The organism is Brevibacterium aurantiacum, assembly GCF_003932995.1.
In the GTDB taxonomy this organism is placed as follows: Bacteria; Actinomycetota; Actinomycetes; order Actinomycetales; family Brevibacteriaceae; genus Brevibacterium; species Brevibacterium aurantiacum.
Window position 1 is genome coordinate 1,354,152 of record NZ_CP025333.1, and the last position, 25,683, is coordinate 1,379,834.

25 protein-coding genes and 1 tRNA gene are annotated in these 25,683 nt (G+C 62.9%); 15 read left to right on the forward strand and 11 right to left on the reverse strand.

The window, feature by feature from the left end:
* Nucleotides 1-68 precede the first annotated feature (68 nt).
* The 4 genes from CXR25_RS06295 (at nucleotide 69) to eno (ending at nucleotide 3,033) form a co-directional block, all read left to right on the forward strand.
* Nucleotides 69-263 (forward strand): CsbD family protein, encoded by a 195-nt coding sequence (locus tag CXR25_RS06295; RefSeq protein WP_096161593.1) that lies wholly within the window; start codon nucleotides 69-71, stop codon nucleotides 261-263.
* Nucleotides 264-369: 106 nt separating this feature from the next.
* The gene (locus CXR25_RS06300; protein ID WP_009884002.1) at nucleotides 370-852 is read left to right on the forward strand and encodes a MazG nucleotide pyrophosphohydrolase domain-containing protein; all 483 of its coding nucleotides are present in this window, start codon (nucleotides 370-372) and stop codon (nucleotides 850-852) included.
* Nucleotides 849-1,664 carry a tyrosine-protein phosphatase gene (locus CXR25_RS06305; protein WP_101583356.1) on the forward strand — a complete coding sequence of 272 codons (816 nt, stop codon included), beginning with the start codon at nucleotides 849-851 and terminating at the stop codon, nucleotides 1,662-1,664. Before CXR25_RS06300 ends, CXR25_RS06305 begins: the two co-directional genes overlap by 4 nt.
* An 88-nt stretch (nucleotides 1,665-1,752) precedes the next feature.
* On the forward strand, nucleotides 1,753-3,033 hold the full coding sequence (gene eno, locus CXR25_RS06310) for a phosphopyruvate hydratase (protein WP_009884000.1): 1,281 nt from the start codon (nucleotides 1,753-1,755) through the stop codon (nucleotides 3,031-3,033).
* Between the two features lie 318 nt (nucleotides 3,034-3,351).
* Here the strand turns inward: eno and CXR25_RS06315 are convergent, their stop codons facing one another.
* Nucleotides 3,352-4,044, reverse strand: a complete 693-nt coding sequence (locus CXR25_RS06315; RefSeq protein WP_241212394.1) for a DUF559 domain-containing protein — start codon at nucleotides 4,042-4,044, stop codon at nucleotides 3,352-3,354.
* A gap of 898 nt (nucleotides 4,045-4,942) precedes the next feature.
* Here CXR25_RS06315 and CXR25_RS06320 point away from each other — a divergent pair.
* The 5 genes from CXR25_RS06320 to CXR25_RS06340 all read left to right on the forward strand — a co-directional run bounded on the left by CXR25_RS06320 (nucleotide 4,943) and on the right by CXR25_RS06340 (nucleotide 9,666).
* Nucleotides 4,943-5,434 (forward strand): FtsB family cell division protein, encoded by a 492-nt coding sequence (locus CXR25_RS06320; RefSeq protein ID WP_009883998.1) that lies wholly within the window; start codon nucleotides 4,943-4,945, stop codon nucleotides 5,432-5,434.
* Nucleotides 5,434-5,964 (forward strand): DUF501 domain-containing protein, encoded by a 531-nt coding sequence (locus tag CXR25_RS06325; RefSeq protein ID WP_009883997.1) that lies wholly within the window; start codon nucleotides 5,434-5,436, stop codon nucleotides 5,962-5,964. The genes CXR25_RS06320 and CXR25_RS06325 overlap by 1 nt, the downstream gene beginning before the upstream one ends.
* An 8-nt stretch (nucleotides 5,965-5,972) precedes the next feature.
* Entirely contained in the window at nucleotides 5,973-6,920 is a 948-nt protein-coding gene (locus CXR25_RS06330) for a Ppx/GppA phosphatase family protein (RefSeq protein ID WP_096167573.1), read from the forward strand.
* A complete protein-coding gene (locus tag CXR25_RS06335; RefSeq protein WP_096161597.1) occupies nucleotides 6,917-8,212 on the forward strand; it encodes a S8 family peptidase in 1,296 nt (431 codons plus the stop codon). Before CXR25_RS06330 ends, CXR25_RS06335 begins: the two co-directional genes overlap by 4 nt.
* A gap of 80 nt (nucleotides 8,213-8,292) precedes the next feature.
* On the forward strand, nucleotides 8,293-9,666 hold the full coding sequence (locus CXR25_RS06340; protein WP_096158492.1) for an NAD(P)/FAD-dependent oxidoreductase: 1,374 nt from the start codon (nucleotides 8,293-8,295) through the stop codon (nucleotides 9,664-9,666).
* 141 nt (nucleotides 9,667-9,807) lie between these two features.
* On the opposite strand, the gene CXR25_RS06345 is transcribed toward CXR25_RS06340, so the two are convergent.
* Nucleotides 9,808-10,413: an NAD(P)-dependent oxidoreductase gene (locus tag CXR25_RS06345; protein ID WP_009883993.1), complete on the reverse strand. Its 606-nt coding sequence runs from the start codon at nucleotides 10,411-10,413 to the stop codon at nucleotides 9,808-9,810.
* A gap of 80 nt (nucleotides 10,414-10,493) precedes the next feature.
* Here CXR25_RS06345 and CXR25_RS06350 point away from each other — a divergent pair, with 80 nt between their 5' ends.
* Nucleotides 10,494-10,862: a winged helix-turn-helix transcriptional regulator gene (locus CXR25_RS06350; protein ID WP_114385064.1), complete on the forward strand. Its 369-nt coding sequence runs from the start codon at nucleotides 10,494-10,496 to the stop codon at nucleotides 10,860-10,862.
* Between the two features lie 12 nt (nucleotides 10,863-10,874).
* On the opposite strand, the gene CXR25_RS06355 is transcribed toward CXR25_RS06350, so the two are convergent.
* The 4 genes from CXR25_RS06355 to CXR25_RS06370 all read right to left on the reverse strand — a co-directional run bounded on the left by CXR25_RS06355 (nucleotide 10,875) and on the right by CXR25_RS06370 (nucleotide 13,323).
* On the reverse strand, nucleotides 10,875-11,972 hold the full coding sequence (locus CXR25_RS06355; protein ID WP_096160511.1) for a carcinine hydrolase/isopenicillin-N N-acyltransferase family protein: 1,098 nt from the start codon (nucleotides 11,970-11,972) through the stop codon (nucleotides 10,875-10,877).
* A 107-nt stretch (nucleotides 11,973-12,079) separates the two neighbouring features.
* Entirely contained in the window at nucleotides 12,080-12,538 is a 459-nt protein-coding gene (locus tag CXR25_RS06360) for a hypothetical protein (protein WP_009883990.1), read from the reverse strand.
* Between the two features lie 66 nt (nucleotides 12,539-12,604).
* A complete protein-coding gene (locus tag CXR25_RS06365; RefSeq protein WP_009883989.1) occupies nucleotides 12,605-13,174 on the reverse strand; it encodes a dienelactone hydrolase family protein in 570 nt (189 codons plus the stop codon).
* Between the two features lie 75 nt (nucleotides 13,175-13,249).
* Nucleotides 13,250-13,323, reverse strand: a tRNA-Leu gene (locus CXR25_RS06370).
* Nucleotides 13,324-13,485: 162 nt separating this feature from the next.
* On the opposite strand from CXR25_RS06370, the gene CXR25_RS06375 reads away from it, so the two are divergent.
* Together CXR25_RS06375 and ppk2 are read left to right on the forward strand one after the other, a co-directional pair.
* On the forward strand, nucleotides 13,486-14,742 hold the full coding sequence (locus CXR25_RS06375; protein ID WP_114385065.1) for an MFS transporter: 1,257 nt from the start codon (nucleotides 13,486-13,488) through the stop codon (nucleotides 14,740-14,742).
* 104 nt (nucleotides 14,743-14,846) lie between these two features.
* On the forward strand, nucleotides 14,847-15,749 hold the full coding sequence (gene ppk2 / locus CXR25_RS06380; protein ID WP_009883987.1) for a polyphosphate kinase 2: 903 nt from the start codon (nucleotides 14,847-14,849) through the stop codon (nucleotides 15,747-15,749).
* Nucleotides 15,750-15,940: 191 nt separating this feature from the next.
* Here the strand turns inward: ppk2 and CXR25_RS06385 are convergent, their stop codons facing one another.
* From CXR25_RS06385 to CXR25_RS06405, 5 genes are all read right to left on the reverse strand, one after another.
* Nucleotides 15,941-16,990: a TIGR01906 family membrane protein gene (locus tag CXR25_RS06385; RefSeq protein WP_101556644.1), complete on the reverse strand. Its 1,050-nt coding sequence runs from the start codon at nucleotides 16,988-16,990 to the stop codon at nucleotides 15,941-15,943.
* A gap of 85 nt (nucleotides 16,991-17,075) precedes the next feature.
* Complete coding sequence (locus CXR25_RS06390; RefSeq protein WP_101556645.1) at nucleotides 17,076-18,002, reverse strand: AEC family transporter; 927 nt, start codon at nucleotides 18,000-18,002, stop codon at nucleotides 17,076-17,078.
* Between the two features lie 28 nt (nucleotides 18,003-18,030).
* Entirely contained in the window at nucleotides 18,031-18,348 is a 318-nt protein-coding gene (locus CXR25_RS06395; protein ID WP_035279090.1) for a hypothetical protein, read from the reverse strand.
* A gap of 59 nt (nucleotides 18,349-18,407) precedes the next feature.
* Nucleotides 18,408-18,758 (reverse strand): DUF202 domain-containing protein, encoded by a 351-nt coding sequence (locus tag CXR25_RS06400; RefSeq protein ID WP_069599824.1) that lies wholly within the window; start codon nucleotides 18,756-18,758, stop codon nucleotides 18,408-18,410.
* Nucleotides 18,755-19,168 carry a YidH family protein gene (locus tag CXR25_RS06405; protein WP_009883982.1) on the reverse strand — a complete coding sequence of 138 codons (414 nt, stop codon included), beginning with the start codon at nucleotides 19,166-19,168 and terminating at the stop codon, nucleotides 18,755-18,757. Before CXR25_RS06405 ends, CXR25_RS06400 begins: the two co-directional genes overlap by 4 nt.
* A 132-nt stretch (nucleotides 19,169-19,300) precedes the next feature.
* Between CXR25_RS06405 and CXR25_RS06410 the strand changes: the two genes are divergently transcribed.
* From CXR25_RS06410 to hrpA, 3 genes are all read left to right on the forward strand, one after another.
* Entirely contained in the window at nucleotides 19,301-20,626 is a 1,326-nt protein-coding gene (locus CXR25_RS06410) for an Nramp family divalent metal transporter (RefSeq protein ID WP_096158499.1), read from the forward strand.
* 85 nt (nucleotides 20,627-20,711) lie between these two features.
* A complete protein-coding gene (locus CXR25_RS06415) occupies nucleotides 20,712-21,299 on the forward strand; it encodes a DinB family protein (protein ID WP_009883980.1) in 588 nt (195 codons plus the stop codon).
* Between the two features lie 77 nt (nucleotides 21,300-21,376).
* Entirely contained in the window at nucleotides 21,377-25,678 is a 4,302-nt protein-coding gene (gene hrpA / locus CXR25_RS06420) for an ATP-dependent RNA helicase HrpA (RefSeq protein ID WP_226824007.1), read from the forward strand.
* The last annotated feature ends 5 nt before the right edge of the window (nucleotides 25,679-25,683 follow it).

Sequence of the window (25,683 nt, forward strand, 5' to 3'; positions counted from 1 at the left end):
GACCGCTCTTGCTAGCGTAGAGTGCGAATACAGGTACAGACGTACCGTGCGACTTAAGGAGAGCCACCATGGGTTTTGACGACAAGTTCGACAACAAGACTGAAGAATTCTCCGGCAAGGCCAAGGAGACCGTCGGCGACATGACCGGCGACGACGAGCTCAAGGCCGAAGGGTCTGCTGAGCAGCTCAAGGGCAAGTCCAAGCAGGTCGGTGAGAAGGTCAAGGACCTCGGCAAAGACGTCAAGGACAAGTTCAGCAAGTAATGAGGAATTCGGCCCCCATCGCACCCGCGGTGGGGGTCATTCTTATTGTTCGGCCAGTGAGGAATCGGAAGGCGGCACGGCAGTGGAGCAGTCAAGGGTATCGGGCTTGAACGACACCTCAAGCGCTGATGTCGTCGAAGCCGGGACCACCGGCGTCACCCCGGCACAGACGCAGGGAGCGATCGAGGCGATGGCGACTCTGCGTCGCCGGTGCCCCTGGTCGAGCAAGCAGGACCACGGAAGTCTCGAGAAGTATGCGCGCGAAGAAACCGAAGAGCTCATCGAAGCGCTCGAGGACTACCGCAGCGATGCCAGTCCTGCGCACCGGGCGGCCGTCGTCGAGGAGCTCGGAGACGTCTTCTACCAGGTCCTCTTCCACTCGGCCCTGTTGGATGAGAGCGGGTCCGCTCCCTACGGCCACACACTGGGACTCATCATCGACGGACTCGAGGAAAAGCTCATCCGACGCCACCCCTTGGCCTTCGGTGAGGACAGTCGTGACGACGAGATGCCTGAGCTCGAAGACGTCGAACGCGAGTACCGCCGGATCAAGACCGAAGAGAAGCAGCAGAAAGACGATAATCAGTGAGCTTGGATCGCATCGACATCGAAGGCACATTCAATTTCCGCGACATCGGAGGATCTCCCACCTCGGCGGGAGATACGACCGTCGCCACAGGCAAGGTCTACCGCGCCGACGGACTCGCCCAGCTCACAGACAAGTCGCGTGCCGACCTCAGAGCACTCGGCATCACCACCGTCGTGGATCTGCGTGACGTGGGGGAGCGGTCCAAGCTGCCCGACGCCCTTGATGGACTCGGTGTGAACCACATCGAGCTGCCCATCTTCGATGATCATTTCTTCCCCGCGAAGCAGCTCAGCCGCGAGGAGATGAAAAAGGCCGCCGAAGCGACCGGCATGGACCTCTCAGATCGCTCGCTGAGCAAGATCTATGACCTCATGATCGGCCATTTCGGGACCCGCCTGGCCATGGCCGTCGACGTCGTTGCACAAAGCTGTGGCGTGGCCGTGGTCTTCCACTGCTCTGCCGGCAAGGACCGGACCGGAGTGGTCGCCGCATTCATCCAGATCCTCCTCGTCGTGGGCCGACACGAGATCCTCGAGGACTACGCAATCACCTCGCAGCACCTGTCCGGCGGCTTCCTCGAGAACATCGTCAGAAACTTCGCCGATGCCGGCATCTCCGGCAACCTCGCCGAGACCGCAACAGCGGCACCGCCGGAACTCATGGCCAAAATCCTTGACTCCATCGAGGGCAAGTACGGCGAGAACGGTGTCGAGGCCTATCTGCTTGAGCATGGAATGGCCCCGGAGAGTCCGGAGAAGCTGCGCCGACAGCTGCTGGCACCCGTGAACCGCGAAGAATCCGTCCAGGGCTGAGCCGGAGAGCAAGCCCGGTGCCGCGGTGCATTAAGCTGTCCTGCAGGCACATGTTCCCCATGTGAAACCAATTGCGAAGGAGTAATCAGTGGCTGAGATTGTTGCCGCAAACGCCCGTGAAATCCTGGATTCCCGGGGAAATCCCACCGTCGAGGTGGAAGTGCTGTTAGCCGACGAATCCGTCGGTCGTGCCGGTGTCCCTTCCGGTGCTTCCACCGGTGAGTTCGAAGCCGTGGAGCTGCGCGACGGAGACCCGGAACGTTACCTGGGCAAAGGCGTCACCAGTGCTGTTGACGCAGTTGTCGACGAGATCCATGAAGTCATCGTCGGCCTGGAAAGCGATGACCAGCGACTGGTCGACCAGGCTCTGATCGAGCTCGACGGCACCGAGAACAAGTCCCGCCTGGGTGCCAACGCCATCCTCGGCACCTCGCTGGCAGTGGCTCGTGCAGCCGCAGTGTCCGCGGACCTGCCGCTCTACCGCTACCTGGGCGGACCGAACGCGCACGTCATGCCCGTTCCGATGATGAACATCCTCAACGGTGGATCGCACGCCGATTCCAACGTCGACATCCAGGAATTCATGATCGCCCCGATCGGTGCGGCCAGCTTCCACGAGGGACTGCAGTGGAGCGTCGAGGTCTACCACGCGCTCAAAGGCGTGCTCAAGGAACGCGGTCTGTCCACCGGACTCGGTGATGAGGGCGGATTCGCGCCGAACCTCGACTCCAATGCCGCGGCGCTCGACCTCATCCTCGAGGCCATCGAGCTCGCCGGACACCGTCCGGGCCGTGACATCGCTGTGGCACTCGACGTGGCCTCCTCGGAGTTCTACTCAGACGGAGCCTACGAGTTCGAAGGCGAGAAGAAGTCGGCTCAGGACATGGCTGCCTACTACGAGGGTCTGCTGGCCAAGTACCCGCTCGTGTCCATCGAGGACCCCCTGGACGAGAACGACTGGGAGGGCTGGGCCACGCTGACCCAGTCCATCGGCTCAAAGGTTCAACTCGTCGGCGATGACCTCTTCGTCACGAACCCCGAGCGGCTCCAGCGCGGTGTCGACAACAACACCGCGAACTCTCTGCTCGTGAAGGTCAACCAGATCGGTACGCTCACGGAGACCCTCGACGCAGTGTCGCTGGCACAGACCAACGGCTACACGACGATGATCTCCCACCGTTCGGGTGAGACCGAGGACACGACGATCGCCGACCTGGCCGTGGCCACGAACGCCGGCCAGATCAAGGCAGGCGCTCCGGCACGGTCCGAGCGTGTGGCCAAGTACAACCAGCTGCTGCGCATCGAAGAGCAGCTCGGCGACGCCGCCCGGTACGCCGGACGAGGAGCATTCCCGCGCTTCGACGGCTGAGTGAACTTCGCGCGGTCGGCTGAACGACTGCAGCGCTGAGGCGCTGAATGGCTTCATCCCCGAGGCGGGGGTCAGGTGATCATCAAAGGTCACCCGGCCCCCGCCTCGGCGACATTCATCGGTGGGTCGTTGCTGCTGAGGTCGGTGTGCTTCGCGATCACACAACCTCTTCGCGACTCCAAAACCTCCTGTCCCTCGCAGAACACCCCGGGAATACAGCAACTCCACCCGCACCGCGCAATTCATACATTTGCAGAGGTTGTTCATGAAGCTGCGGGCGACGGGTCTATCGAGGCAGCCGACCGCATCGATGGAAAGTCACCTGGCGCTCATGAGGGCCCGCCTGATCTCTTCGAACTTCGCCTCTGTGAAGAGCTCTTTCCACGTGACTCTGATGACCCGCCAGCCCTGATCACGCAGCCATTGTTCTCTGCGCCGTTCGCGTTCGAGTTCGTCCCGTGGCACTCCCGAGCCGAGATACAGCTTTCCAAGTCCATCGATCTCAACGATCAGCCGAGCTGCTTTATGGCAGAAATCGACGCGAATCTTTCTTCGCAGCGAGGGTGCGTCGAACTCAACTTGGGGCACGAAACCGACGAATCCGTGCTGAAAGAACCTCACCGCGGCGATCGACTCGGCGGGGGACTCGCGACGGGCATCGGCCAGTTCGAGGGCGAGATGAACCTTCTTGGTGTTCCTGGTCTCCAGGCATTGCGCCAGAGTCGCCAGGATCTTCTCCCTTGTCGTCAGTCCGCGGTGCAGGGCATCGTCGAGCATCGACACCGAGATATCGGAGTTGTATGTGCGCGCCACGTCAATGAGTGTTCGCTCCAGCGTCGTCACCTCGGTGCCGCGAACTCTCTGACGGTGATGCTTCGGGGTTGTCACGCCCCTGACATGGATGCTCTTGAACCTGCGGTTGACTCCAGGGCGCACCACCTCCACCTGGTGAGTGACGGGGTAGGCAATAGGCAGGCCGTGGATGAGGGCAGCGGAGATGTGCGAGAACACCTCAGCCGGGGGAGATGCCGGCGACGTTCGGGTTGCTGTGTCTGATCCATTCGCGGTGTTAGTTTCTTCCTGCCGTGCCTCCTGACTCTGCTTCTGGAACCTGACTTCGCATCGAGCCATGACTGCGGCGTCGAGCTCTTCGATCTGGTCGCGGAGGTCTCCGTGCTCGGTGAACTCCGAATGAGTTCCTTCAATGATGCTGGCCCACAGTCGCCGATGGCCTTCCACGGTGCAGACGTGTCTGACCGAATAGACGCCGCGAGACAGCCGACGAACGCAGCAGCTTCGAGCCCGCCGAATGTCTGCGTGAGTGAACCCAAGCCGGATGATCTGTTGTGTGGTCATAATTTTGTACATGAAACTAAACTGCATCAAAAGATAGCAAACTACAATGTAGTTTCTTAGGCCTGTGGATAACTCTGTGGGTACATGCGTCTGGCGCGGGGGCTGGGGAGGGGAGTGCGACGGTCGCAAAGTATCAAGGTGCGAGCGACAGGCTTCGTACCTTGCACCGTGAGCGCTAAATCACCCAGTAGCAACACGAGGTTTTAGAGCTGGCGGTGCCGGGAGCTGAACTAGTTGTAGGACGTGAAGGTAAGGGGAGGGCATGCGCCTGCGACGAGGGTGAGGGCCGCGAGCCTGAATGCGAAGGGCGTGTGTCAGCCGCGGCGGCGTCAGACAGAACGGCCGCCTGAGGCGACGGGGCGTGAGTGGCCCGAGCGACGGCCTGAGACGACAGGGGTGGGCGCGCTAGAGAGGCGAGCGAACCGGGCGGATTCAGACTTTCGAAAAATAGAACACGCCACGACACCCAAATCCTCGCAGTCCGGATGCTGACACGGCAGACTTAGATGTGTTGTGACTGCCTTCCCCATCCCCGGTCGCAGAGGAAAGAGACATGGTTCCGAGCAAACCCAGAAACAGCGCCCCCAAATCGGCTCCGGGCCGAGCCGCTCCCCGTCGACGCCCAACGCCGGTCGTCGAGGCTCAGTCCACCGAGGGCACTCGCAAACGGAAACTGTCCTGGCAGACAGGTGTCTTCCTCCTCGTCATCGCCATCGTGCTCGTCACATTTCTTCCCTCGATCAACTCCGCACTCAAGCAGGCACAGCAGATCGCGGCACTCAACAGCGAGATCGAATCGACGAAGTCCGAGGTCCAGGGGCTGGAAGAGAAGAACGAGAATCTCAAGGACCCCGCGTACATCAAACGCAAGGCCCGCAAGGACCAGTACTACGTGGAAGAGGGCAAGAACGCGGTCATCGTCACCAACCAGGAGGCGATCGACGGTGACGATCCGGATGCTGACCGTCCGCAGCGCAAGCAAGCCTGGTACCTTGAGTTGCTGGAGTCGATTCAAGAGGTCGGCAATACCGTGGAGAAGGGCTGATGATCACAGAGTGCACCGAGGCGGACTTCGCCATACTGAAGGAACAGCTCGGGCGGATTCCGCGCGGCGTCGTCGGGATCGCCGCCCGCAGCACTTCAGGTGAGCCGCTGGTCGTCGCGACCGCTCCCCGGCTCGAGGACGGCACACCGTTCCCCACCACCTTCTACCTCACGCACCCTGCCTTCGTCGCTGAATGCTCACGCCTCGAAGCCTCGGGAATCATGACCGAATGGAGCGCCGAGATCGCCGAAGACGAGGAACTCGCGGCCGCCTACGCCAAGGCCCACGCTGCCTACCTCGCAACACGGTCGGAGATCGGACAGTCTGCCGGAATCGCCGAGGTGGAAGAGATCAAGGACTACACCGCCGGTGGCATGCCCACCCGAGTGAAATGCCTGCACGCTCTCGTCGGACACTCACTGGCCGCGGGTGCAGGAGTCAACCCGATCGGCGACCGCGCCATCTCCTTCATGACCGACGTCCCCACCCCGGCAGGCGCAGAGGGCGCCTCGACCGAGGCAAGCGAATAGGAAAGCTCATGCGCGTAGCCGCCTTCGACTGTGGGACCAATTCCCTGCGTCTGCTCATCGCCGATGTCGACGAGCAGGGTCAGATGACCGAACTGCGTCGCGAAACCCGGATCGTGCGACTGGGCCAGGGAGTCGACGCAACGGGTGAGTTCGCCCCCGAAGCCCTCGAACGCACATTTGCCGCAGCTCGAGAGTTCGCCGAGGTAGCCGCCGAGTACTCACCGGAGAAACTGAGATTCGTCGCCACCTCCGCCAGCCGTGATGTGAAGAACCGTGATGAGTTCTCCGCCGGAATCTTCGGCATCCTCGGCGTCGTGCCCGACGTCATCACCGGTGATGAAGAGGCCCATCTGTCATTCCTCGGCGCCACCGTCGGACGTTCTGCCGACAGCGGCCCGTTCCTCGTCATGGACCTGGGTGGGGGCTCAACCGAACTGGTCCTCGGCATCGAAAGAGTCACCGCGGCGGTGAGCATGGACATCGGATCCGTGCGCCTGACCGAACGACACATGTCCGTCGACGTCCCCGACCAGGCGCAGATCCAGGCGGCCATCGACGACATCGACGCCAACCTGGACAAGGCGGCAGAGATCGTCAACCTCGCTGCGCCGCGGACGATGATCGGGGTTGCCGGCACCGTCACCACACTGACCGCGGGAATCCTCGACCTTGAGAGCTACCAGCGTGAACGCATCCACGGCACCCATCTGCGTGTGGCAGACATCGACGCCGAGGCCGATGAACTGCTGAGCATGGGGCGTGAGGCTCGTGCCGCACTGCCGTACATGCACCCCGGACGCGTCGACGTCATCGCGGCCGGGGGACTCCTGTTCGCCCGCATCGCAGCCCGCATCGACTCTGCAGTCAAGAATGCCGGAGCCGAGCTCGACATCATGGTCTCGGAGACGGACATCCTCGACGGCACCGCGCTCGACCTCGCGCGCACGCAGTCGTGAAGCCTGTCGCCGCGCGGGAACTGACGGCTCCCAAGCGTCTCCGCGCTGGAAAGCGCACCGCGAAGCTCGCACTCGTCGGCTCCCTGGTGCTGGGGCTGGTCATGGGCACGACTCAGCCGGCGCTTGCTGCACCTGAACCCGGACCCGGGCAGTGGTACATCAAGAAGTACGGCATCGATGACATGTGGAAGAAGTCCACGGGCAAAGGTGTGAAGGTCGCCGTCATCGATTCAGGTGTCAACACCAAACATGAGGACCTCAAAGGCGTGGTCAGCAAGTCCAAGGACTTCAGCGGACTCGACAAAGACGGCAAGACACCCATCGGCGGCAAGACCACCATCCATCACGGCACCGCCGTCGCCGGCGTCATCGCCGGTCAGGGGAAAGGCGCAGGCCCGACGGGAGTCGCCCCCGACGTCGATATTCTCTCTGCGTCGATGTGGTTGGGACCTGAGCGGCCGAAGGAATCCGGCTCGACTCGCGAGCAGGCCGACAAGGCGATCAGGTGGGCCGTCGACTCGGGAGCCAAAGTCATCAACATGTCTCTGGGTTGGGACGATCCTGCCTGGCCTTCAAGCTGGGACGAATCCTTCGCCTATGCCTATAAGAAGGACGTCGTCGTCATCGCCTGTGTCGGCAATGCCTCCCAGGGAGCCACGCAGGCGTGGTCACCGTCGACAGTGCCCGGTGTCATCGGAGTCGGCGGACTGGGTAAGAAGAACCGCGTCCTATCCGAATCCACAGCGCCCGGAACGGCCGTGGATCTCATGGGGCCGGCGGAAGACATTCCGATCCCTTACTACTCGGGCGGCTATGCCGAGGGGCAGGGCTGTTCCTTTGCCTCACCCATCGTCTCCGGCGTGGCAGCGCTGATCCGGGCCGAGGATCCCGACCTCAGCGCCGATGAAGTCACCGCCAAGCTGACTTTGACGGCCAAGCCGGTCCCCGGACATAAGGGGCAGAGCAAAAAGGACAAACCGGATCCGATCGTCGGTTGGGGCCGGCTCGATCCGAAGGCCGCGATGAAGTCAGGCGTTCCGAAGACCGTGCCCAGCGCGGCCGACGACCTTGCCGATTGGGTGACGATGCACCGACGCGCGGCATCCGATCCGTCCGAGACCGAAAACGCAGTCCCGGCCGAGGACAACAACCCGAAGGCGGTCGCGCCGAAGGACGTCGTCTCATCACAGTCGACACCCATGTTGGGCTACTCGGTTCTGGGCGCTGGCGCCCTCATTGCGGTGATCCTCTTCGTGCTTTCCGCGGTGGTTTTCATTCGCCGCAGACGGTGATCGAACCTGGTGCTGAACCTCTCATCTGGGGCGTCGAGATTCAATTAGTGAAAGTTTTCACAAAGGCCTAGGATGGGCATATGGCACTCATCAGAAACTCAAAATTGCGTCCTCGAATCCTCGTCGTTGGTGGCGGCTACCTTGGTCTCGTTACCGCTCAGAATCTGTTGAAGAACCTCGGTCGTGGCGAAGCCACAGTGACCGTGGTCGATCCCAACCCGTACATGACCTACCTGCCGTTCCTCCCCGAGGTGGCTGCCGGGTCCATCGAGCCGCGTCACGCTGTCGTGCCGCTGCGCCGCAACCTCTCCGGTGCTGAAGTCATCACCGCGAAGGTCACCTCGATCAATCACGGCGACAAGTTCGTCACCGTCGAGCCGGAGAACGACGAAGCGTTCGAGCTCGACTACGACCACATCATCATGGCCGCCGGTTCGGTGGCGCGTGCTCTGCCGATCCCAGGCCTCAAGGAGAACGCCATCGCGCTCAAGCGCATCGAGGAAGCTGTCGCACTTCGCGATCACCTCCTCAGCCGCTTGGCCGATGCCTCGCTGATGGAAGACGATGATGAGCGTCGCAAGGCGCTGACCTTCGTCTTCGTCGGCGGCGGATTCGCTGGCATCGAACTCCTCACCGAGCTCGAAGACGTTGTCCGCTCCGCAGTGGCTCAGTACGAGACGCTGACCGAAGCCGATGTCCGCTTCGTCCTCGTCGAGGCACTCGATCGTGTCATGCCCGAGGTCGGCGAAGCTCAGGCTCGCTGGGTCGTTGAGCACATGCGCGAACGCGGCATCGACGTGTACCTCGAGACCTTCCTCCAGGACTGCACCGACAAGCACATCAAGCTCTCCAGCGGCGAAGAATTCGACGCCGACACCATCGTCTGGTCGGCTGGCGTCAAGGCCAACCCGATCCTCGTCGACTCGGACCTGCCTCTCGATGAGCGCGGTCGTGTGACCGTGCGCGCCGATCTGCGCGTCGAGGGCGACAACGGTGTGGTCGAAGGCGCTTGGGCCGCCGGCGACAACGCTGCTGTGCCTGACCTCTCCGGTGGCGGCGTGGGCGGCTACTGCGTGCCCAACGCTCAGCACGCCGTGCGCCAGGCACCAGTGCTGGCTGCCAACGTTCTTGCCGCACTGCGCGGAGAGACCGAGTTCAAGCAGTACTTCCACAAGACCATCGGCACCGTTGCAGGTCTCGGCCTGTACAAGGGCGTTTCGCAGATGGGCGACTTCGAAGCCCGCGGCGTCCTCGCTTGGCTGATGCACCGCGCCTACCACGGCTACGCGATCCCAACAGTGGATCGCAAGGTCAAGGTCTTCGGCAACTGGATCCTCAACGCCATCGTCGGCCGCGACGCCATGCCGCTGGCCGATCTCGATGTTCCTCGCAAGAACTTCGTGGAGGCAGCCAACTCGAAGCCGGCTCCGAAGAAGGAAACTGCCAAGGCCTGATGCCTGAGTGCAGGATTCGCCCCAGGCGATTGCCGGTGTGAACCCTGATGAGTTCTGAAGAACGCCGGGAGTGCGATTGCACTCCCGGCGTTCTTGTCATTCACGAGGGGCTGGATCAGAGCGGCTGAGGCTCTGCAGCGCTCAGTTCGCGACGGTGAAGCGAGCGTCGATGTGCTTCGCGTCGACGATCTCATCGACCATGGCCACCGCAAAGTCCTCCGCGGAGATCGAATCGCCGGCAGGCGTCTCAAGTTCGGTTTTGTAGGTGCCTGTGCGCTCACCGGGGCCGATCTCTGGGGCGGGGGAGATCAGAGTCCAGGGGGAGTAGTTGCCGGCACGCATGAGCTCGAGTGCCTTCGTGCCGGTCTCCGACTCAGCCTTGTAGGCCTCTGGGAAACCTTCGGTGTCTTTGAGCATGGTGTCGCCGACGAAGAGCGATCCGGCGCCGCCGACGACGAAGACACGCTTGTCTCCGCTGGCCTGAGCCAGTGTCTCCAGGGCCTGCAGCCACTCTTCGTGTGGTGCGCCGGTGCGGCTGGGGCCGGTTGTCGAGACGATGACGTCATGATCGGCGACGACCTGTCGGTCGAACTCGGCGTCGCCCATATCGCCCTTGAGGTTTGCCGCAGCTCCTGGCACCTCAGCACCGGTTCGAGTGATGGCGGTGATCTCGAGCCCACGCTCTGTGGCTTCCTTGGTGACGCGGGATCCGATCATTCCTGATGCGCCGTACAGTGCGATCTTCATGGTGTGTCCTTTCATTGGGGTGAAGTACTGCCATAAAGATATCCTTTGAATATCGAGTACCTCAAAGATACTATTGGGATATGAGATTGAGCAGTTCCTGGGAAGGCGATGCCTTCGATCCCGAATGCCCGACCAGAATCGTCCTCGATCGGGTCGGTGACAAGTGGACGGTCCTCATCATCGGAATCCTTGATGAGGGCCCGAAGCGCTTCAGCGAGATCCGTTTGGCGATCGGTGGCATCACACCGAAGGTCCTCACTTCGACACTGCGGTCGTTGGTGGCCGATGGGCTGGTGACCAGAGAGGTCTTCGCCGAGGTCCCTCCACGAGTCGAATACACGCTGACCGACCTGGGCCGGTCCCTGCAGGAGCCCGTAGCTGCACTGCGTCGATGGGCGGAGCTGAACGTGGCGGCGATTTCAGACAACAGGAGCCGTGTGGCGCGTTAGGAAATGTCGGTGTCAGGCGCTGAGCCGGTAGTCGTGTGGCTTCTTGCCGACGACTCGAAGAGTGCCTGCTGAGAGACCGTAGACGCTCTGCCATTGGGTATGCGGTTGCCGCACATCATTGAGTAGATTGACTGCGTCGTCGACGGAGACCTTGCCCCGAGAGGAATCGAGAGTCTTCGCACAGGTGCTGTAACGGGAGTGCGTGATGCGATCTTCTTCGGCGAATGACGACATGTGGAAATTCTCCAGGCACATCCATGGCTGGCCCGATGGCGGACGGATGACAGTGAGTTTGCCGGCATCGAACTCGACGACTGCCTTGGCGCCCGAACGGTCGGCGAGCAGGTAATGCAGTCCCGGGCCGCCCGCGAAATCGATGTTATAGGTGTCGAATACCTCGATGGCGTCTTTGACCGTGTCGGCGTGGTCGAGGATCATTCTCTGGACGCCCAGGCCACCCAGCCATTCGCGGCCCTCAACGACTTCGGCTCGTGCCGATGCGTCGGCGGCGAGGCCGATGAAGACGCCGGAATCATTGATCCCATCGAAGGCGTACGCCTCGCAGCGTGGCAGGTCCTGTGTTTTCTGCCTGTTGTCGAGATCTGATTCGGACTCGATGCCCACATAGCGAAGGTCAGTCACAGCCAAGGTCGAGCGACCGTTGTTCAACTTTGATTCCACCACCGAGGCGGGCGCTGGGTCCCAATCGAAATTGCGAGCGACCAGCGGCGCTCCGTCGGCATCGGCGGCTGCGAAGAGAGTACAGGCGTATCCGGTCGGCAGTGCGGCCGCATTCGCTCCATCGGGCGCCGAGGTGGTTGCGGGTGCACCCTCCCAAGTGAGGTGGAACATGGGGTGCCCGTCCAGGCGTGTGCACGAATCAAGGGTAGCCTGCTTCTGCATGTCGGTCTGGGCGATCGACAGAGGCTGGGCATGCTGCTGTGTTCCGGTCTCTGCTGAGGTCGTCGAGGATTTCCCCGGCTCGCTTCCTCCCGCCCCAGATGCGCACCCGGCTAGACCAAGCGATGCCGAGGCGGTGCCGGCAACTAGAAGGGTTCGTCGTGTGATGCCTGCGGTGGTCATCGATGGTCCCGTCATAGACCTGCCCATCTGTGGACTGTAGTCACGGAGCCGCGGCGGCGAGTGAGCGCAACACTGCGGTTGCCGTGAATACTACTCCTATGCGGGGACAGCGATCAGAGGGGACGAAGCCAGGGTCAGCGACCGATCTCCGCGAGCACCTCGGCGAGTTCACGCAGCTCGCCCGCGACACGATAGGTGCGAGGGGAACCGGAGTAGGTCCAATTGCTGGTGATCATCGATGCGCTGGCACCCTTGGTGGTGGCGGAATACTCCTCACGGCTCACCTGCGCCGTTCGATCAGCGATGAGGCGATCACGCAGCTCGGAGGTCAGGCCCTCCCAGTGGTCGGAGGCTTCGTAACCGAGCTCGTGCCAATCGCCGCCGGGCTCGCGGTAGGCGATCGGGCGGTTGGTCATAGCTGAGGCATTGTCCTGAGCCAGTGGTGCTTCGATGCCTGCGCCGTTGCTGGAATCGTCATTGGTCGATGAGGCTGAGAAGAGAACGGCAGGCCCCGGGGTGGAGGCGACGCTGGGATCTCCCAGATCGCCGACTGACTGGGGTGGTGCCTGTGGAGTGAGAAGCAGCTTCGTCATGGCACTATCTTGCCCGGGCCAGAGCAGAGACGCGAACTTGTCTGCGCCCCTGCGCTTCTGCAGTTCTCAGATGTCGGCGAGGAACCCACGAACCCGCTCGAGGAGAACTGCTGTGGCTTTCGGATCGTAGGCCTCGAGGGATGAGTCGAGGAACAGGTGTCCATCGCCCGGGTAGACGAAAAGCTCCGCCGAGGCCGTCGAATCAGCGAGTTCTCGGGCTGAGGGCAGATCCTCCTGGAAGAACTCATCATCTTCCCTGCCATGGATCTGTACGGGCACGTTCGCAGGCCATGCCGACCCGAATTCGGAGACGGGGAGGCAGGCATCGAAGAGAAGCGCGCCCCGAGCATCGTGGCTGGTCTGGGCGAGATTCTGGGCGGTGGCAACTCCGAAGGAGATTCCTGCATAGACGAACCCGCCGTCTGGTGTGGGGAGTGAGGCGGGTCCACGCTGGCGAATCGTGTCGAATCCGACCTCTCCGGCATAGGCGAAGCCTTCTTCGATGGACGCGAACGTGTGGCCTTCGAACATGTCGGGAACGTGCACCGTGTGCCCGGAGGACCTCAGCTCCTCTGCGAATGCGGCGACTCCGTCGGTGAGCCCCTGGATGTGATGGAAGAGCGCGATTTCAGCCATGGCGATGAATCTCCTTTGATTGCCTTCGGCAGATGCTCCGATTGTACGCAGGAGGAGAACGGCGGGAAGAAAAAGTCCCCCCAGTGGGACTCGAACCCACACTTGATCGATTTTAAGTCGACTGCCTCTGCCGATTGGGCTATAGGGGGATATGCGGGCCTTCGCCCATTGTGCAGACACTGCATTCACAGCGCCAGCACTCACTTTATAGCGTACCTGGGCCCGCCGCGATCCGAGACACGGTGACCTCGCCGACGCCGCGATCTGAGACACACCGACACCCTGATTGTGAGACGGCTAGTCTCAAACCCATGACCGAGAATCCGCCCAGCAGACAGGCCTGGGTGATCCTCGTCGTCGGAGTCCTCTCCCAGATGGCAGCCACCATCGCGATCACAGGTCCGGCCTTCCTGATCCCGTACATGCACACGGATCTCGGCTATACGCTGACTCAGGCCGGCACCGTCGCCGCGGCCCCGAGCTTCGGCCTCATCCTCACCCTCATCGCCTGGGGTGCCTTCGCCGACAGATTCGGCGAACGCCTGGCCATGACCCTGGGCATCGCCCTGACCGCTCTGGCCTCCGGAATCGCCGTCGCCCTGGTCGGCTCACCGGTATGGATGGTTCTCATTATCGCTGCCTCCGGCGCTGCCGCAGCCTCCGTGAACTCGGCCAGCGGGCGCGTGGTCATGGGGTGGTTCCCCCGCCACCGTCGCGGTCTGGCCATGGGCATCAGACAGATGTCGCAGCCCCTGGGCACGAGCGTCGCGGCAGTGACCGTCCCACCCATCGCCGCCTCAGGCGGGTTCAGTGCTTACCTGTGGTTCGTCGTCATCGTCACCGGCGTCATGGCCGTCATCTGCTTCGGACTCGTCAAAGATCCTCCCCGCGCCGAGGTGGTTCCCAGCCCCGTAGTCACGTCCACCGATGATGGACAGCCGGGCCCCACCTCGGCGAGGGGAGCGTCGACGACAACGCCGGCGACGGACAACCCCTACCGGATGGATTCGTTCCTGTGGCGAATCCACGCGGTCTCCGCGCTGCTGGTGATCCCACAGTTCGCGTTCTCCACCTACGGCCTCATCTGGCTCATCGCGAACCAGCACATCAGCGTCGGCATCGCCGGCGGCATCGTCGCTGCCTCGCAGATCGTGGGAGCGATCGGGCGCCTCATCGTCGGCGGCCTCTCCGACCGACTCGGTTCCAGGGTCGGACTGATGCGGGTTGTGGCGATCGCAGCGGTCGTCTTCGTGGTGGCAATCGCGCTGATCTCGCTGACGCCGATGCCGATCGTGGCCACAGTGGTGTTCATCCTGGCGTCTGCGATCTCGGTGGCCGACAACGGACTGGCCTTCGCCTCGGTCGCCGAGGCGGCCGGCCCCCACTGGTCGGGCAAGGCCATGGGTACGCAGAACACGGGACAGTTCGTCATGTCCGCGCTCATGGGCCCGGGCTTCGGTGCACTCATCACGATCTTCGGCTATCCGCTGTCCTTCGCGTTCGTCGCGATCGCACCCCTGCTCAGCCTGGGAATCATTCCGAAACAGGACATTGATCGGATAACCTGATGTTCATCTTTGCTCAGTACTGTGCCTGAAGACTGGTGACGACCGCGACATGACGAGGCCAAGCCGCTGAAGAAGACGAAAGCTGTCGATGAGAAGGAGCGCCCGTGAACAACCTGCTCAATGAGAACCTGCGCGAATACATCGACAAGCTGCGAATCGAAGGCTACACGGTCGAGGACTCACACACCACGGACCCGCACCTCATCGACCCGATGGGCCGTGCGGTTGAGACCTGGCGTGAAGGTTACCCCTACCCGGAGCTCATGGACCGGGAGGAATACGAGCTCGAGAAGTACCAGCTGCAGGTGGAGCTGCTGAAGTTCCAGTACTGGGGGCAGGACACCGACCGGAAGCACGTTATCGTCTTCGAAGGCCGTGACGCCGCCGGCAAGGGTGGCACGATCAAACGGTTCACCGAACACCTCAACCCCCGTGCGGCACGTGTGGTGGCACTGAACAAACCCTCGGACAAAGAAGCCGGGCAGTGGTACTTCCAGCGCTACATCAGTCACCTGCCGACCAGCGGTGAGTTCGTCATGTTCGACCGCTCCTGGTACAACCGGGCCAACGTCGAACGCGTGATGAACTTCTGCACCGACTACGAGTACGAGACCTTCATGGGGCAGGCCCCGGTGTTTGAGAAGATGCTCATCGACTCCGGCATCCACGTCACCAAGTTCTGGTTCTCCGTGACACAGCGCGAACAGCGGACACGATTCGCCATCCGCCAGATCGATCCGGTGCGACAGTGGAAGCTGTCTCCCATGGATCTGGAATCTCTGGATCGCTGGGACGACTACACCGCGGCGAAGGAAGAGATGTTCCGCCGCACGGACACCGATCACGCTCCCTGGATCACCATCAAGAGCAATGACAAGAAGCGGGCACGACTCAATGCGCTGCGCTACTTCCTCAACCAGTTCGACTACGAGGACAAGGACACCTCGGTCGTCTACGAGCCCGACCCGATCATCGTGCGCCGCGGCCGCGATGCCGTCGACGATTGAGGTTCGCCGCAGCCGGGGATATTTCGAAGCGGCCGGGGAACGAGCCGCTGGGATAAGAAATACTGCGGCCGGGTGGAAGGGGAAAGACCACCCGGCCGACAACCGTGGAGCGGACAGAGTCCGCAGCATTCACTTGGGTATGAGACCCGTATTGGGCATAAAGCCCACGTTGGGCATGAGGCCCGTGGTGCTCAGGCTTCTCGGCGAGCCTTCTTCAGCGCGCGGCGCTTCTTGTGACCTGCGAAGCTGAGCCAGAAGAGGACGATGGCCAGGAGGACGAAGAGTCCGCCTCCGGCGATGCCCGAGTCGACCCAGAACTGCGGTGGGAACAGACGGATGAGGGAGTCATCGCTGTAGAACTCCCAGGTTCCGTCGGAGAAGAAGATCTTGTGGAATCCGCGGAAGAACGTATCCCAGCCGAGGAACGCGAGCACTGCCGCGGCGGCCATGACGACGACGCTGATGATGGCACCCAGGCGCAGTCCGACGTGGATGCCCATCCCGTGCCTGCGTGACATGTAGAGGCCGAAGAGCACGGCACCGGTGAGGCCGATGAGGGCAATCAGGTACAGCAGTGAGATGAGACCCTTGACGTCGGCCATGTGGTTGAGCTCGTCGGAGATGAAGATCGGCTCGCCGTTGGGCATGATGACGTCGGCGAGGTAACGCCGGGAGTCGAGGTTGGCCAGGTAGTCGATGACGTAGGTGCCGTAGTGCTCTCGGTCGGCGGCGCTGAAGCCGAACTGGTCGGCCGGGAACCCGGGACGGAAGTACTCGAACTTGAGGAACAGGCCTGAGGCCACGAACCGCACGGCCAGGGCCAACAGGATGAACGGTGTGGCCAGGGTGATCCAGATGGTGCCGATGATATCGAGGACGCTGCGGCGTCGCTCGGGCACCTCGGAGTCATGAGGTTCGGTCGATGTCGCGGCGTGAGTCACTGCTGCCCAATCGGCTTCGCTCATCACCGCGGTGCGCGCGTTTGCGGGAACCTCACGGGTCCTGGCGGTCTCGGCAGGGTTCGACGAGTGAGCGGGCGCAACGCGCACCGGTCCGGTCGAAGGCTTGGGCTCGTCCTTGGCGATCGGTTCCCTGATGGGGTCGAACGCCTCGGTGTCGGTCGAAGGATCATTCGCGGCCTCCAGCGGAGGCTCCGACTGCTTTTCGGCAGCACTACTGGATCCTGAACTCATCCGCCTGCTCAGGAGGTCTTCGGTCTCGTTCTTCTTGTCTCCAGCCACGTTCCCATTGTCATTGACCCGAGTGGGCAAGCGGGCTCCGACACGCCACAGACCCCCAGATCACCGAGGAGGCCGGGACGGAACGTCAGCCCAGCAGGGCTGCGATGATGACCAGGGTCGGCACGGCCAGCACCGTGGTGATGAAGACCGCATCACGCATGAGTGCCTCGGACTGTCGGTACTGCATGGAATAGATGTAGACGTTCTGAGCTGTCGGCAGGGCCGAGGTGACGACGATGGCGAAGAGCGCGATGCCCGAGTACCCGAGCAGGGGACCGCCGATGACCCAGGCCAGCACCGGCTGGATGACCTGCTTGGCGACCGTGATGTAGGTCAACTGCTTCCTGGTACCCGGTGCCGGCAGCCCCCAGCCGTCCTTGAGCGAGATGCCGAAGGCCAACAGTGCGCCCGGGACCGCAGTGGCTCCGATCATGTCGATGGGCTCGAAGATGAAGCGGGGGAGTTCGAAGCCGGTGGCCGAGGCGGCCACCCCCGCGGCGGCGCCGAGGACGATGGGATTCTTGAGTATCTGGAGGACGCCTGAGTGCCAGCGCTGATTGTGCTTCTTCTTTCCCGCGGCGTCGAGGACGGCCATGCCGATGGGTGCGAGGATGAGCAGCTGGAACAGCAGCACGGGAGCGACATATCCGATGTCGTGGAGGACGTAGGCCGCAATCGGGATGCCGAGGTTGCCGATGTTGACGTAGCTGACGGCCCAGGCCGAGAACATCGCCTCGCCGGTGCTGCGTTTTCGGATGTATCGGGTGAGGACGAACAGCAGCACACCCACGATGAGTGCGGACCCTCCTGTGGCCAGGAGAGCAGTGTTGAAGATCAGCCCCAGATCGGTGTCGGCGACCGTGACGTAGAGCAGGGTTGGTGTACCGGCGTAGAAGACGAGCTTCGCGATGACCTGCTGTCCGTTGGGCCCCAGAACCTCGGATCTGCCCAGCACGAAACCGACCAGGATGACTCCTGCGATGACGGCGAAGCCTTCGAAAACAGCCAGCATGGGCTACCGGTGGTCCTCGCTTTCCGGTTCAGGCAGCTTCGGCGGAGTCGACGGCCACATAGGCAGCCGTCGCTGTGACGGCAGCGACGCTGAGCACCGCGGGCCAAGCACCGATCTTCTTCGCCAGCGGATGAGAGGCCCCGAACCCGCCGAGGTAGCCCAAGGTCAGCGCCGTGCCGATGGGCCAGCCCTGCTTGGTGAACCATGTGCGGGCCGCGTAGGCACCGGCGGCGGCGAGCACGACTCCGCCGAGGGGGCGGATCCCGGTCTCGCGGGCGGTCAGGTACCCGCCGACGAGACCGACGGCGACAAGCGGTGCGGTTGAAACTTCACGTGCGTCCTTCATGAGGTCCAGTTTAGGCAACGCCGCATTTGAACCGGAGGCCGGTCTCACAACGAGGAACGTCATTCGAGGGAGATCTTGATGACCGAGGCGATTCCGAGAGCGGCGATGAGGCAGACCGAGCTGCTGAGGAAGAGAACCGCCCATGGGGTCGGCCGTCCCCGTTCAGCCCGAATCGATACCGATCCGAGGCGGTAGCGCCTGACCTGCATGGCGATGGCGGCGATCGCCAAACCTATGCAGATGACGAAGATGACGATGGACAGCCCTTCGAACACGTTGATCCAGCGGACGAACAGGAGGCTGACGACCGTCATCGTCAGACTGGTGCGCAGCCATGACTGGGTCGTCCTCTCCGGCTGCAGCCCCGGATCGGCGTGGGGCTGTGGCCGTCTGGGACTCGGCGTGGTCACAGGACTCCGGCGAAGACCAGAACGAGGAGGCCGGCGCCGAGTGCGGAGGCGAGGGAGACGATCGGAATGATGAGCGGCAGCGGCAGCGAAGTCTTGTGGCGCATGGCCGATTCGATGCGGTGCCACCTGAATGCCGCACCGGCGGCCAGGATGAATCCGATGACCATGAGGACGATGGACAGCGTCGCCCGCAGCCCGGAGGTGAAGATCTCCGAGGTGAAGGCTTCGACCGCGATGCCACCGCCGATGAATGCCAGAGCCGTGCGAATCCACGACAGGAATGTGCGTTCGTTGGCGAGGGTGAATCGCGGATCAGGGTCCTCGCCGTCGGGAAACATCCGTCGGGCGATCCTGCTGCGTGGGTCATCGGGGGTCACGTATCGAGGATAGCCGTTGTCGTCGAATACCATGTCAAGGTACGACGATTTCCGCTGAAGTTCGCTTCCGCCGCGAGGTCGCCGGTAGTGCGAAATGAGCGCAACGGTGAGTTCGATGTCGGTGGTGGCAGCAGTGACAGCCGATGACGAAGGTGTAGACCCGACATGACTGACAGTGACGACAGACCCCTGAACTCCGGACCCGGTGACGGATTCGATCCGGCAGCGAATACCGGCGTGGCCGAAGCCCAAGGACCCGCCAAATGGAAGGTGATCGGTCCCGGACTGGTCGTTGCCGCTACCGGTGTGGGTGCCGCAGATATGGTGGCGACCCTGGTGGCAGGCAGCCAGTTCGGATACGGACTGCTGTGGGCGGTGATCGTCGGTGTGATCCTCAAGATCGTCCTCGTCGAGGGCGCCGGCCGATTCACCTTGGCCACAGGAAAGACGATCTTCGAAGGCTGGACGTCGCTGGGGCGGTGGACGACCTGGTACTTCGGGCCCTACATCATCATCTGGGGATTCGTCTACGGAGCCACCGCGATGAGTTCTGCCGCACTGCCCCTGGCCGCGCTGTTCCCCGGAGTCAACCTCACCGTGTGGGCGATCATCATGGGACTCGCGGGCTTTGCCATGGTGTGGTTCGGACGATATTCCGTCTTTGAGAAGATCACCGCCGCCCTCGTCGGAATCATGTTCGTCACCGTCGTCGGTTTGGCCATCATCGCCGTTCCCAACATCCCGGACATGCTCACCGGACTCATCCCGCTGATCCCGGAAGGCGGTGTCATCTACACTTTGGCTCTGGCCGGCGGTGTCGGCGGCACGATCACTCTCGCCGCCTACGGGTACTGGCTGCGTGAGAAGGGCTGGCACACACCGAAGTGGATGCGCGTGATGCGCATCGACAACTCCATGGCCTACGTGCTGACAGGAATCTTCGTCATCGCCATGCTCGTCGTCGGTGCCGAAGTCGTCCGCGCAGCCGGTGTCGCCATCTCTGCCGATGACAAGGGACTCATCGAACTCTCCGATGTGCTCAAAGCCAAATACGGTGATGTGGTCGGAATCGGCTTCCTCGTCGGTTTCTGGGCCGCGTCCTTCTCCTCGATCATCGGAGTCTGGAACGGTGTATCGCTGATGTTCGCTGACTTCTGGGGACACATGCGCAAGAAGCCGGCCGGTCACCCCGACACCCTGACCGGTGGAAAGTACTTCAAAGCCTACGTGCTGTGGCTGACCTTCCCACCGATGCTGCTCTTCCTCCTGGGTAAGCCGATCGGTCTGATCCTGGCCTACGGCGTGCTCGGATCGCTGTTCATGCCGTTCCTGGCGATCACGCTTCTCGGTCTCCTCAACGGCAAGAAGATCCCGAAGAAGTGGGCGAACAAACTGCACACCAATATTGCGCTGGCCATCACAGCGCTGCTGTTCATCGTCCTCGGCGTCCAGCAGCTCTACTCGAGCCTGGCACCGCTCTGGGGCGGATGATCGGTCTCTAGCCGTACCTGCTGCATCTGCTGCACCTGGGGGAAGAAGTCTGTCCTTCTTCCCTCGGGTGCGGCAGACTTGAAGCATGGCCCGCGATGATGCGATGAAGACGATCCTCAAAAACCACCTGCAGGCATGCCGCAACGATCTGCTGTGGAAGCTCGAAGGACTCAGCGAACGCGACCTGCGGCTGCCGCACACGGCCACGGGGCTCAACCTCGCCGGTGTCGTCAAACATATGGCGAACACGGAGATCGGGTACTTCGGCGACACCTTCGGCAGGCCCTGGCCGAATCCTGGTGAGGCCATCACGCCTGAGCAGTTCGAGACCGACCCGCAGGCCGACTGGTACGCCACTGAGAGCGAGACGGCAGGCTCCGTCATCGACTTCTACACACGTGTGTGGGCCTTCGCCGATGAGACCATCGACACGCACGCACTCGATGCGCAGGGCACGGTTCCTCATTGGCCCGCTGAGAGAGCTGCGGTGTCTCTCAAGCAGATCATGGTCCACGTCATCGTGGACCTCGCGCGGCATCTGGGCCAGGTCGACATCGTCCGCGAGAGCATTGACGGACAGGCTGGGTTGAACCCCCGCAATTCGAATATGCCGGAGGACCAGGACTGGGATGCCTACCTCGCCAAACTGCGGTCGTTGGCGAACAACACCTGAGTCCGTCCATGGGACTGGGCGGGTGGATCCATGGGAGGCGCCCACCTCGGCGGGGCAGACGATAAGCTGGGACTGAAATGGCACATGAGAACTCAGCATCCTCCACCCCGCGCACCGAACCGTCGGCTCCGAGCAAGGACACGAAATCGTCGCGCCCGGACGCGCCGTCCTCGCGCTCTGACTTGCAGCCCTCACCCAAGGGTACGCAGTCGGGGAAGCGATCACCTCGGCGCAGGAACCAGCGGCACAAGAACACCGGGGCAGGACATCGTGAGCGTCGGGCACGGTTGACGGAGGCTCGCCGGTCACAGTCTGTGGACGTCACCTACCCGGAGAACCTGCCGGTCAGTGCCGCCAAGGACGAGATAGCCGAGGCCATCCGCGACAACCAGGTCGTCATCGTCGCCGGTGAGACCGGCTCAGGCAAGACAACCCAGCTGCCCAAGATCTGCCTCGAACTGGGGCTGGGAGTCAACGGACTCATCGGGCACACCCAGCCTCGGCGCATCGCGGCCAGGACCGTGGCCGAGCGCATCGCCGACGAACTAGGCGAGGACCTGGGCGGGACCATCGGCTACCAGGTGCGCTTCACCGCTCAGGTCGCGGACTCAACCCGGGTCAAGGTCATGACCGACGGCATCCTGCTCTCCGAACTCTCCCGCGACAAACTGCTGCGCGACTACGAAGTCATCATCATCGACGAGGCCCACGAACGCAGCCTCAACATCGACTTCCTGCTCGGCTACCTCAAAGAAGTGATGGGGAAGCGGCCCGAACTCAAGGTCATCATCACCTCGGCGACAATCGACCCGCAGTCCTTCGCCGCGCACTTCGACGACGCCCCGATCATCGAGGTCGCAGGCCGCACCTATCCGGTCGAGGTCCGCTACCGTCCACTCGTCGACGATGACGAAGACGACGACGTCGATGGCCCGGGGGAGTCGGGAAGCTACGAAACGGGGCCCGAAGAGCAGACCGAGGGCATCATCGCCGCCTTCGATGAACTCAGCACCGAAGCACCCGGCGACATCCTCGTCTTCCTCTCTGGGGAACGCGAAATCCGCGACACCGCCGAAGCACTCGAAGCTCACCTGCGCAAACGGCCGCGCCTGAGCAATTGGGAAGTCGTACCGCTCTTCGCCCGGCTCTCCGCCGGTGAACAGCAAAAGGTCTTCAAACCGCATTCGCGCCCGCGCCTGGTCCTGGCCACGAACGTCGCCGAAACCTCACTGACCGTCCCCGGCATCAAATACGTCATCGACGTCGGCACCGCCCGCATCTCCCGGTACTCCAACCGCACCCGCGTCCAACGCCTGCCGATCGAACGCATCTCCCAGGCGAGTGCGAACCAGCGCAAGGGCCGGTCGGGACGCACCAGCGACGGCATCTGCATCCGCCTGTACTCGGAAACAGACTTCGACTCACGCCCCGAATTCACCGACCCGGAGATCCTGCGCACGAACCTGGCCAGCGTCATCCTGCAGATGACCGACCTCGGATTCGCGGCCAGCGACAAAGAGATCCTCGATTTCCCGTTCCTCACCCCGCCGGAGGCCAAGGCCGTCCGTGACGGGCGCACCATGCTCGCCGAGCTGGGCGCTCTGACCAGCGATAAGGCGGGAACGATCACGGTCACCCCGACGGGCAGGCAGCTGTCCCTGCTCCCGATCGATCCGCGCCTGGCGCGCATGGTCATCGCCGGCGCCGAGGCGGGATGCGGGGGAGAGGTCACCATCATCGTCGCGGCCCTGTCCATCCAGGACCCCCGCGAACGCCCTACCGAGGTCCGTGCCGCCGCCGATGAGAAGCACGCTCGCTTCACTCACCCGGGCAGCGACTTCCTGTCCTACCTCAATCTGTGGAACTACCTGGATGACCAGCAGTCGGCGCTGACCAGCTCGAAATTCCGGCGCCAGTGCAAGGCCGAATTCCTCAACTTCGTGCGCATCCGCGAATGGCAGGACCTCGTCGGCCAGCTGCGCTCCCTGTCGGGATCGGCCGGCATCCGCGTCAACAAATCCGTGTGGCGTCCAGTGCAAACATCGGCCGCCGAGGTCGGGCCTGGGGCTGCGTCGAACGCGAAGGGGGCGAAGGGGGCCGTGTCGAACGCTGCCGGGTCGAACGCTGCCGCAGCGACGACCGGAGCGAAGAGCGCCAACGGCAAGATCGGCTTCGCCGAACTCAGCGCGCAGAAACGCAGTGCGAAGAAGAGCAGCGGCTCTGACGGGGCGAACGACTCCGGGCAGAGCGCCGCCAGTGCCCGCCTCGACCCGCATGCCGCGGCCATCCATCGGGCGCTGCTGACGGGACTGCTGTCGATGATCGGCTCCCGGTCCGAGCGCAACAAGGACTATCAGGGAGCCCGCGGCACGCGCTTCGCGATCTTCCCCGGGTCAGGCCTGTTCAAGAAGAAACCCGATTTCGTCATGGCCGCCGAACTCGTCGAAACCTCACGACTGTGGGCGCGCACGGTCTCAGCGATCGAACCCGACTGGGTCGTCGAAGCCGCCGGTGACCTGGTGACCAGACAGTATTCGGATCCGCACTGGTCGAAGAAGGCCGGCGGGTCGATGGTCTACGAGAAGATCTCCCTCTACGGCGTCACCCTCGTCTCCGACCGTCGCGTCGGATACGGCACCTTCGACCGGGAGGCCGCGCGTGACATGTTCATCCGCAAGGGCCTCATCGAAGGTGACTGGCACGAACGCTTCGGATTCCTCGAAACCAACGCTGCCGTCATCGACGAGGCGGAGGCGCTCGCCTCACGCACACGCAACCGCAGGGTCCTTGACCAGGACGATGCCCTCTTCGAGTTCTACGATGAGCGGATTCCGGCCACAATCACCTCGGCGGCGGATTTCCGTGCTTGGTGGAAGAAGCAGAAACGTCGTGACTCGCACATCCTGGATCTGTCCACCTCGATCCTGCTCAGCGACGACAGTGAGGAACTGACCGCCTCGGTGGCCGACGACTTCCCGATGGAATGGGAACTCGTCGACGGGTCCACGGCCAAGCTGCGCTACTCCTTCGAACCCGGCAGCACCGAGGACGGAGTGACCGTCGAACTGCCCGCGGCAGCCGTGCCACTGGTGGACTCCGACGAATTCTCCTGGCAGGTCCCGGGACTGCGGGAAGAACTCGTCGCCGCCTACATTCGCTCGCTGCCGAAGAACAAACGCCGCTACTTCGTGCCCGCACCGGACGTCGCCCGCGACATCCTTCCAGTCCTCACCCCCTATCGCGGGGCTCTGCCCGAAGTGCTCGCCGCTCAGCTGAGCGAACGCGCCGGCGGAGGAGGCCTGAACGACCTGGTGCCGATCACAGTGACCGCCGAGGACTTCGACCTCGGCCGCATCCCACCTCACCTGCGGATCCGCTTCCGCGTCATCGACGGCACCACCACCGTGGGCATCGGGGAAGACCTGAAGAAACTGACGAAGACCGCGAAACCCCAGGTGCGCAAAGCTCGGGCACAGCAGGTTTCGTTCACTGCGCAGACCGGCATGACCTCATGGTCCTTCGGCGCACTGACCAATCCAGATGAGGCGGAAGTCGGCGCTGTACCCGGGCTCGTGGACCGCGGAACCAGTGTCGACCTCGTCGCCTTCGACACCGCGGCACAGGCGCGACTGTCCTCACGCGAAGGACTCATCACACTGCTGAGCCTGCGCACGAACGAGGCGCTGAAATACCTGCGAGACGGACTCACTACCGATGAGAAGCTGGTCCTCGCCGGCCACCAGAAGACCTCGGACGAGATGCTGCATGCCCTGGTCAGAGCAGGAATCCGCAGTGTCGTCGAAGCCGAACTGGGGGCAGCAGAGACCGGTTGGGTGGCCGATGCCGCAGAGTTCGGTTCGCTCGAGACGAAGGTGCACGCGGCACTGACCGACATGTGCGCGAGCCTCCTGCCTCACCTGATGAAGGCACTGCGCTCGGCCACCGAACTCGACAAACTCGTATCGAAGGCTTCGTCCCTGGCGATCCTGTCCAACCTCGCCGATGTGCAGGCATGGCGCGGATCGCGAGTCACGGGTGCGTCGGTTGCCGCGATGTCCGGGCAGATGGTTCGCGAGCTGCCGAGGTGGGTGCAGGCAGAGGTGGTCCGCATCGACGGAATGCAGAACTCGCCGATGCGTGACAAGCAGCTCATGGACCGCGTCAGCGGCAGCACCGACTCCGTGATGAAGAAGGTCGGCAACAGATTCCCCGAACTGTCCAAAGCGGACTGGTCACGCATTGTGGTCTCGGTGCCCAGCGAGTGGCGGGACGTGATCGTCATGCTCGAGGAGCTGCGCGTCAGCCTCTACGCGAATTCACTGGGTACCGCCCACCCGGTGTCGGAGAAGAGGATCGCCAAGGCACTCGCTCAGCTGTAAGCGGC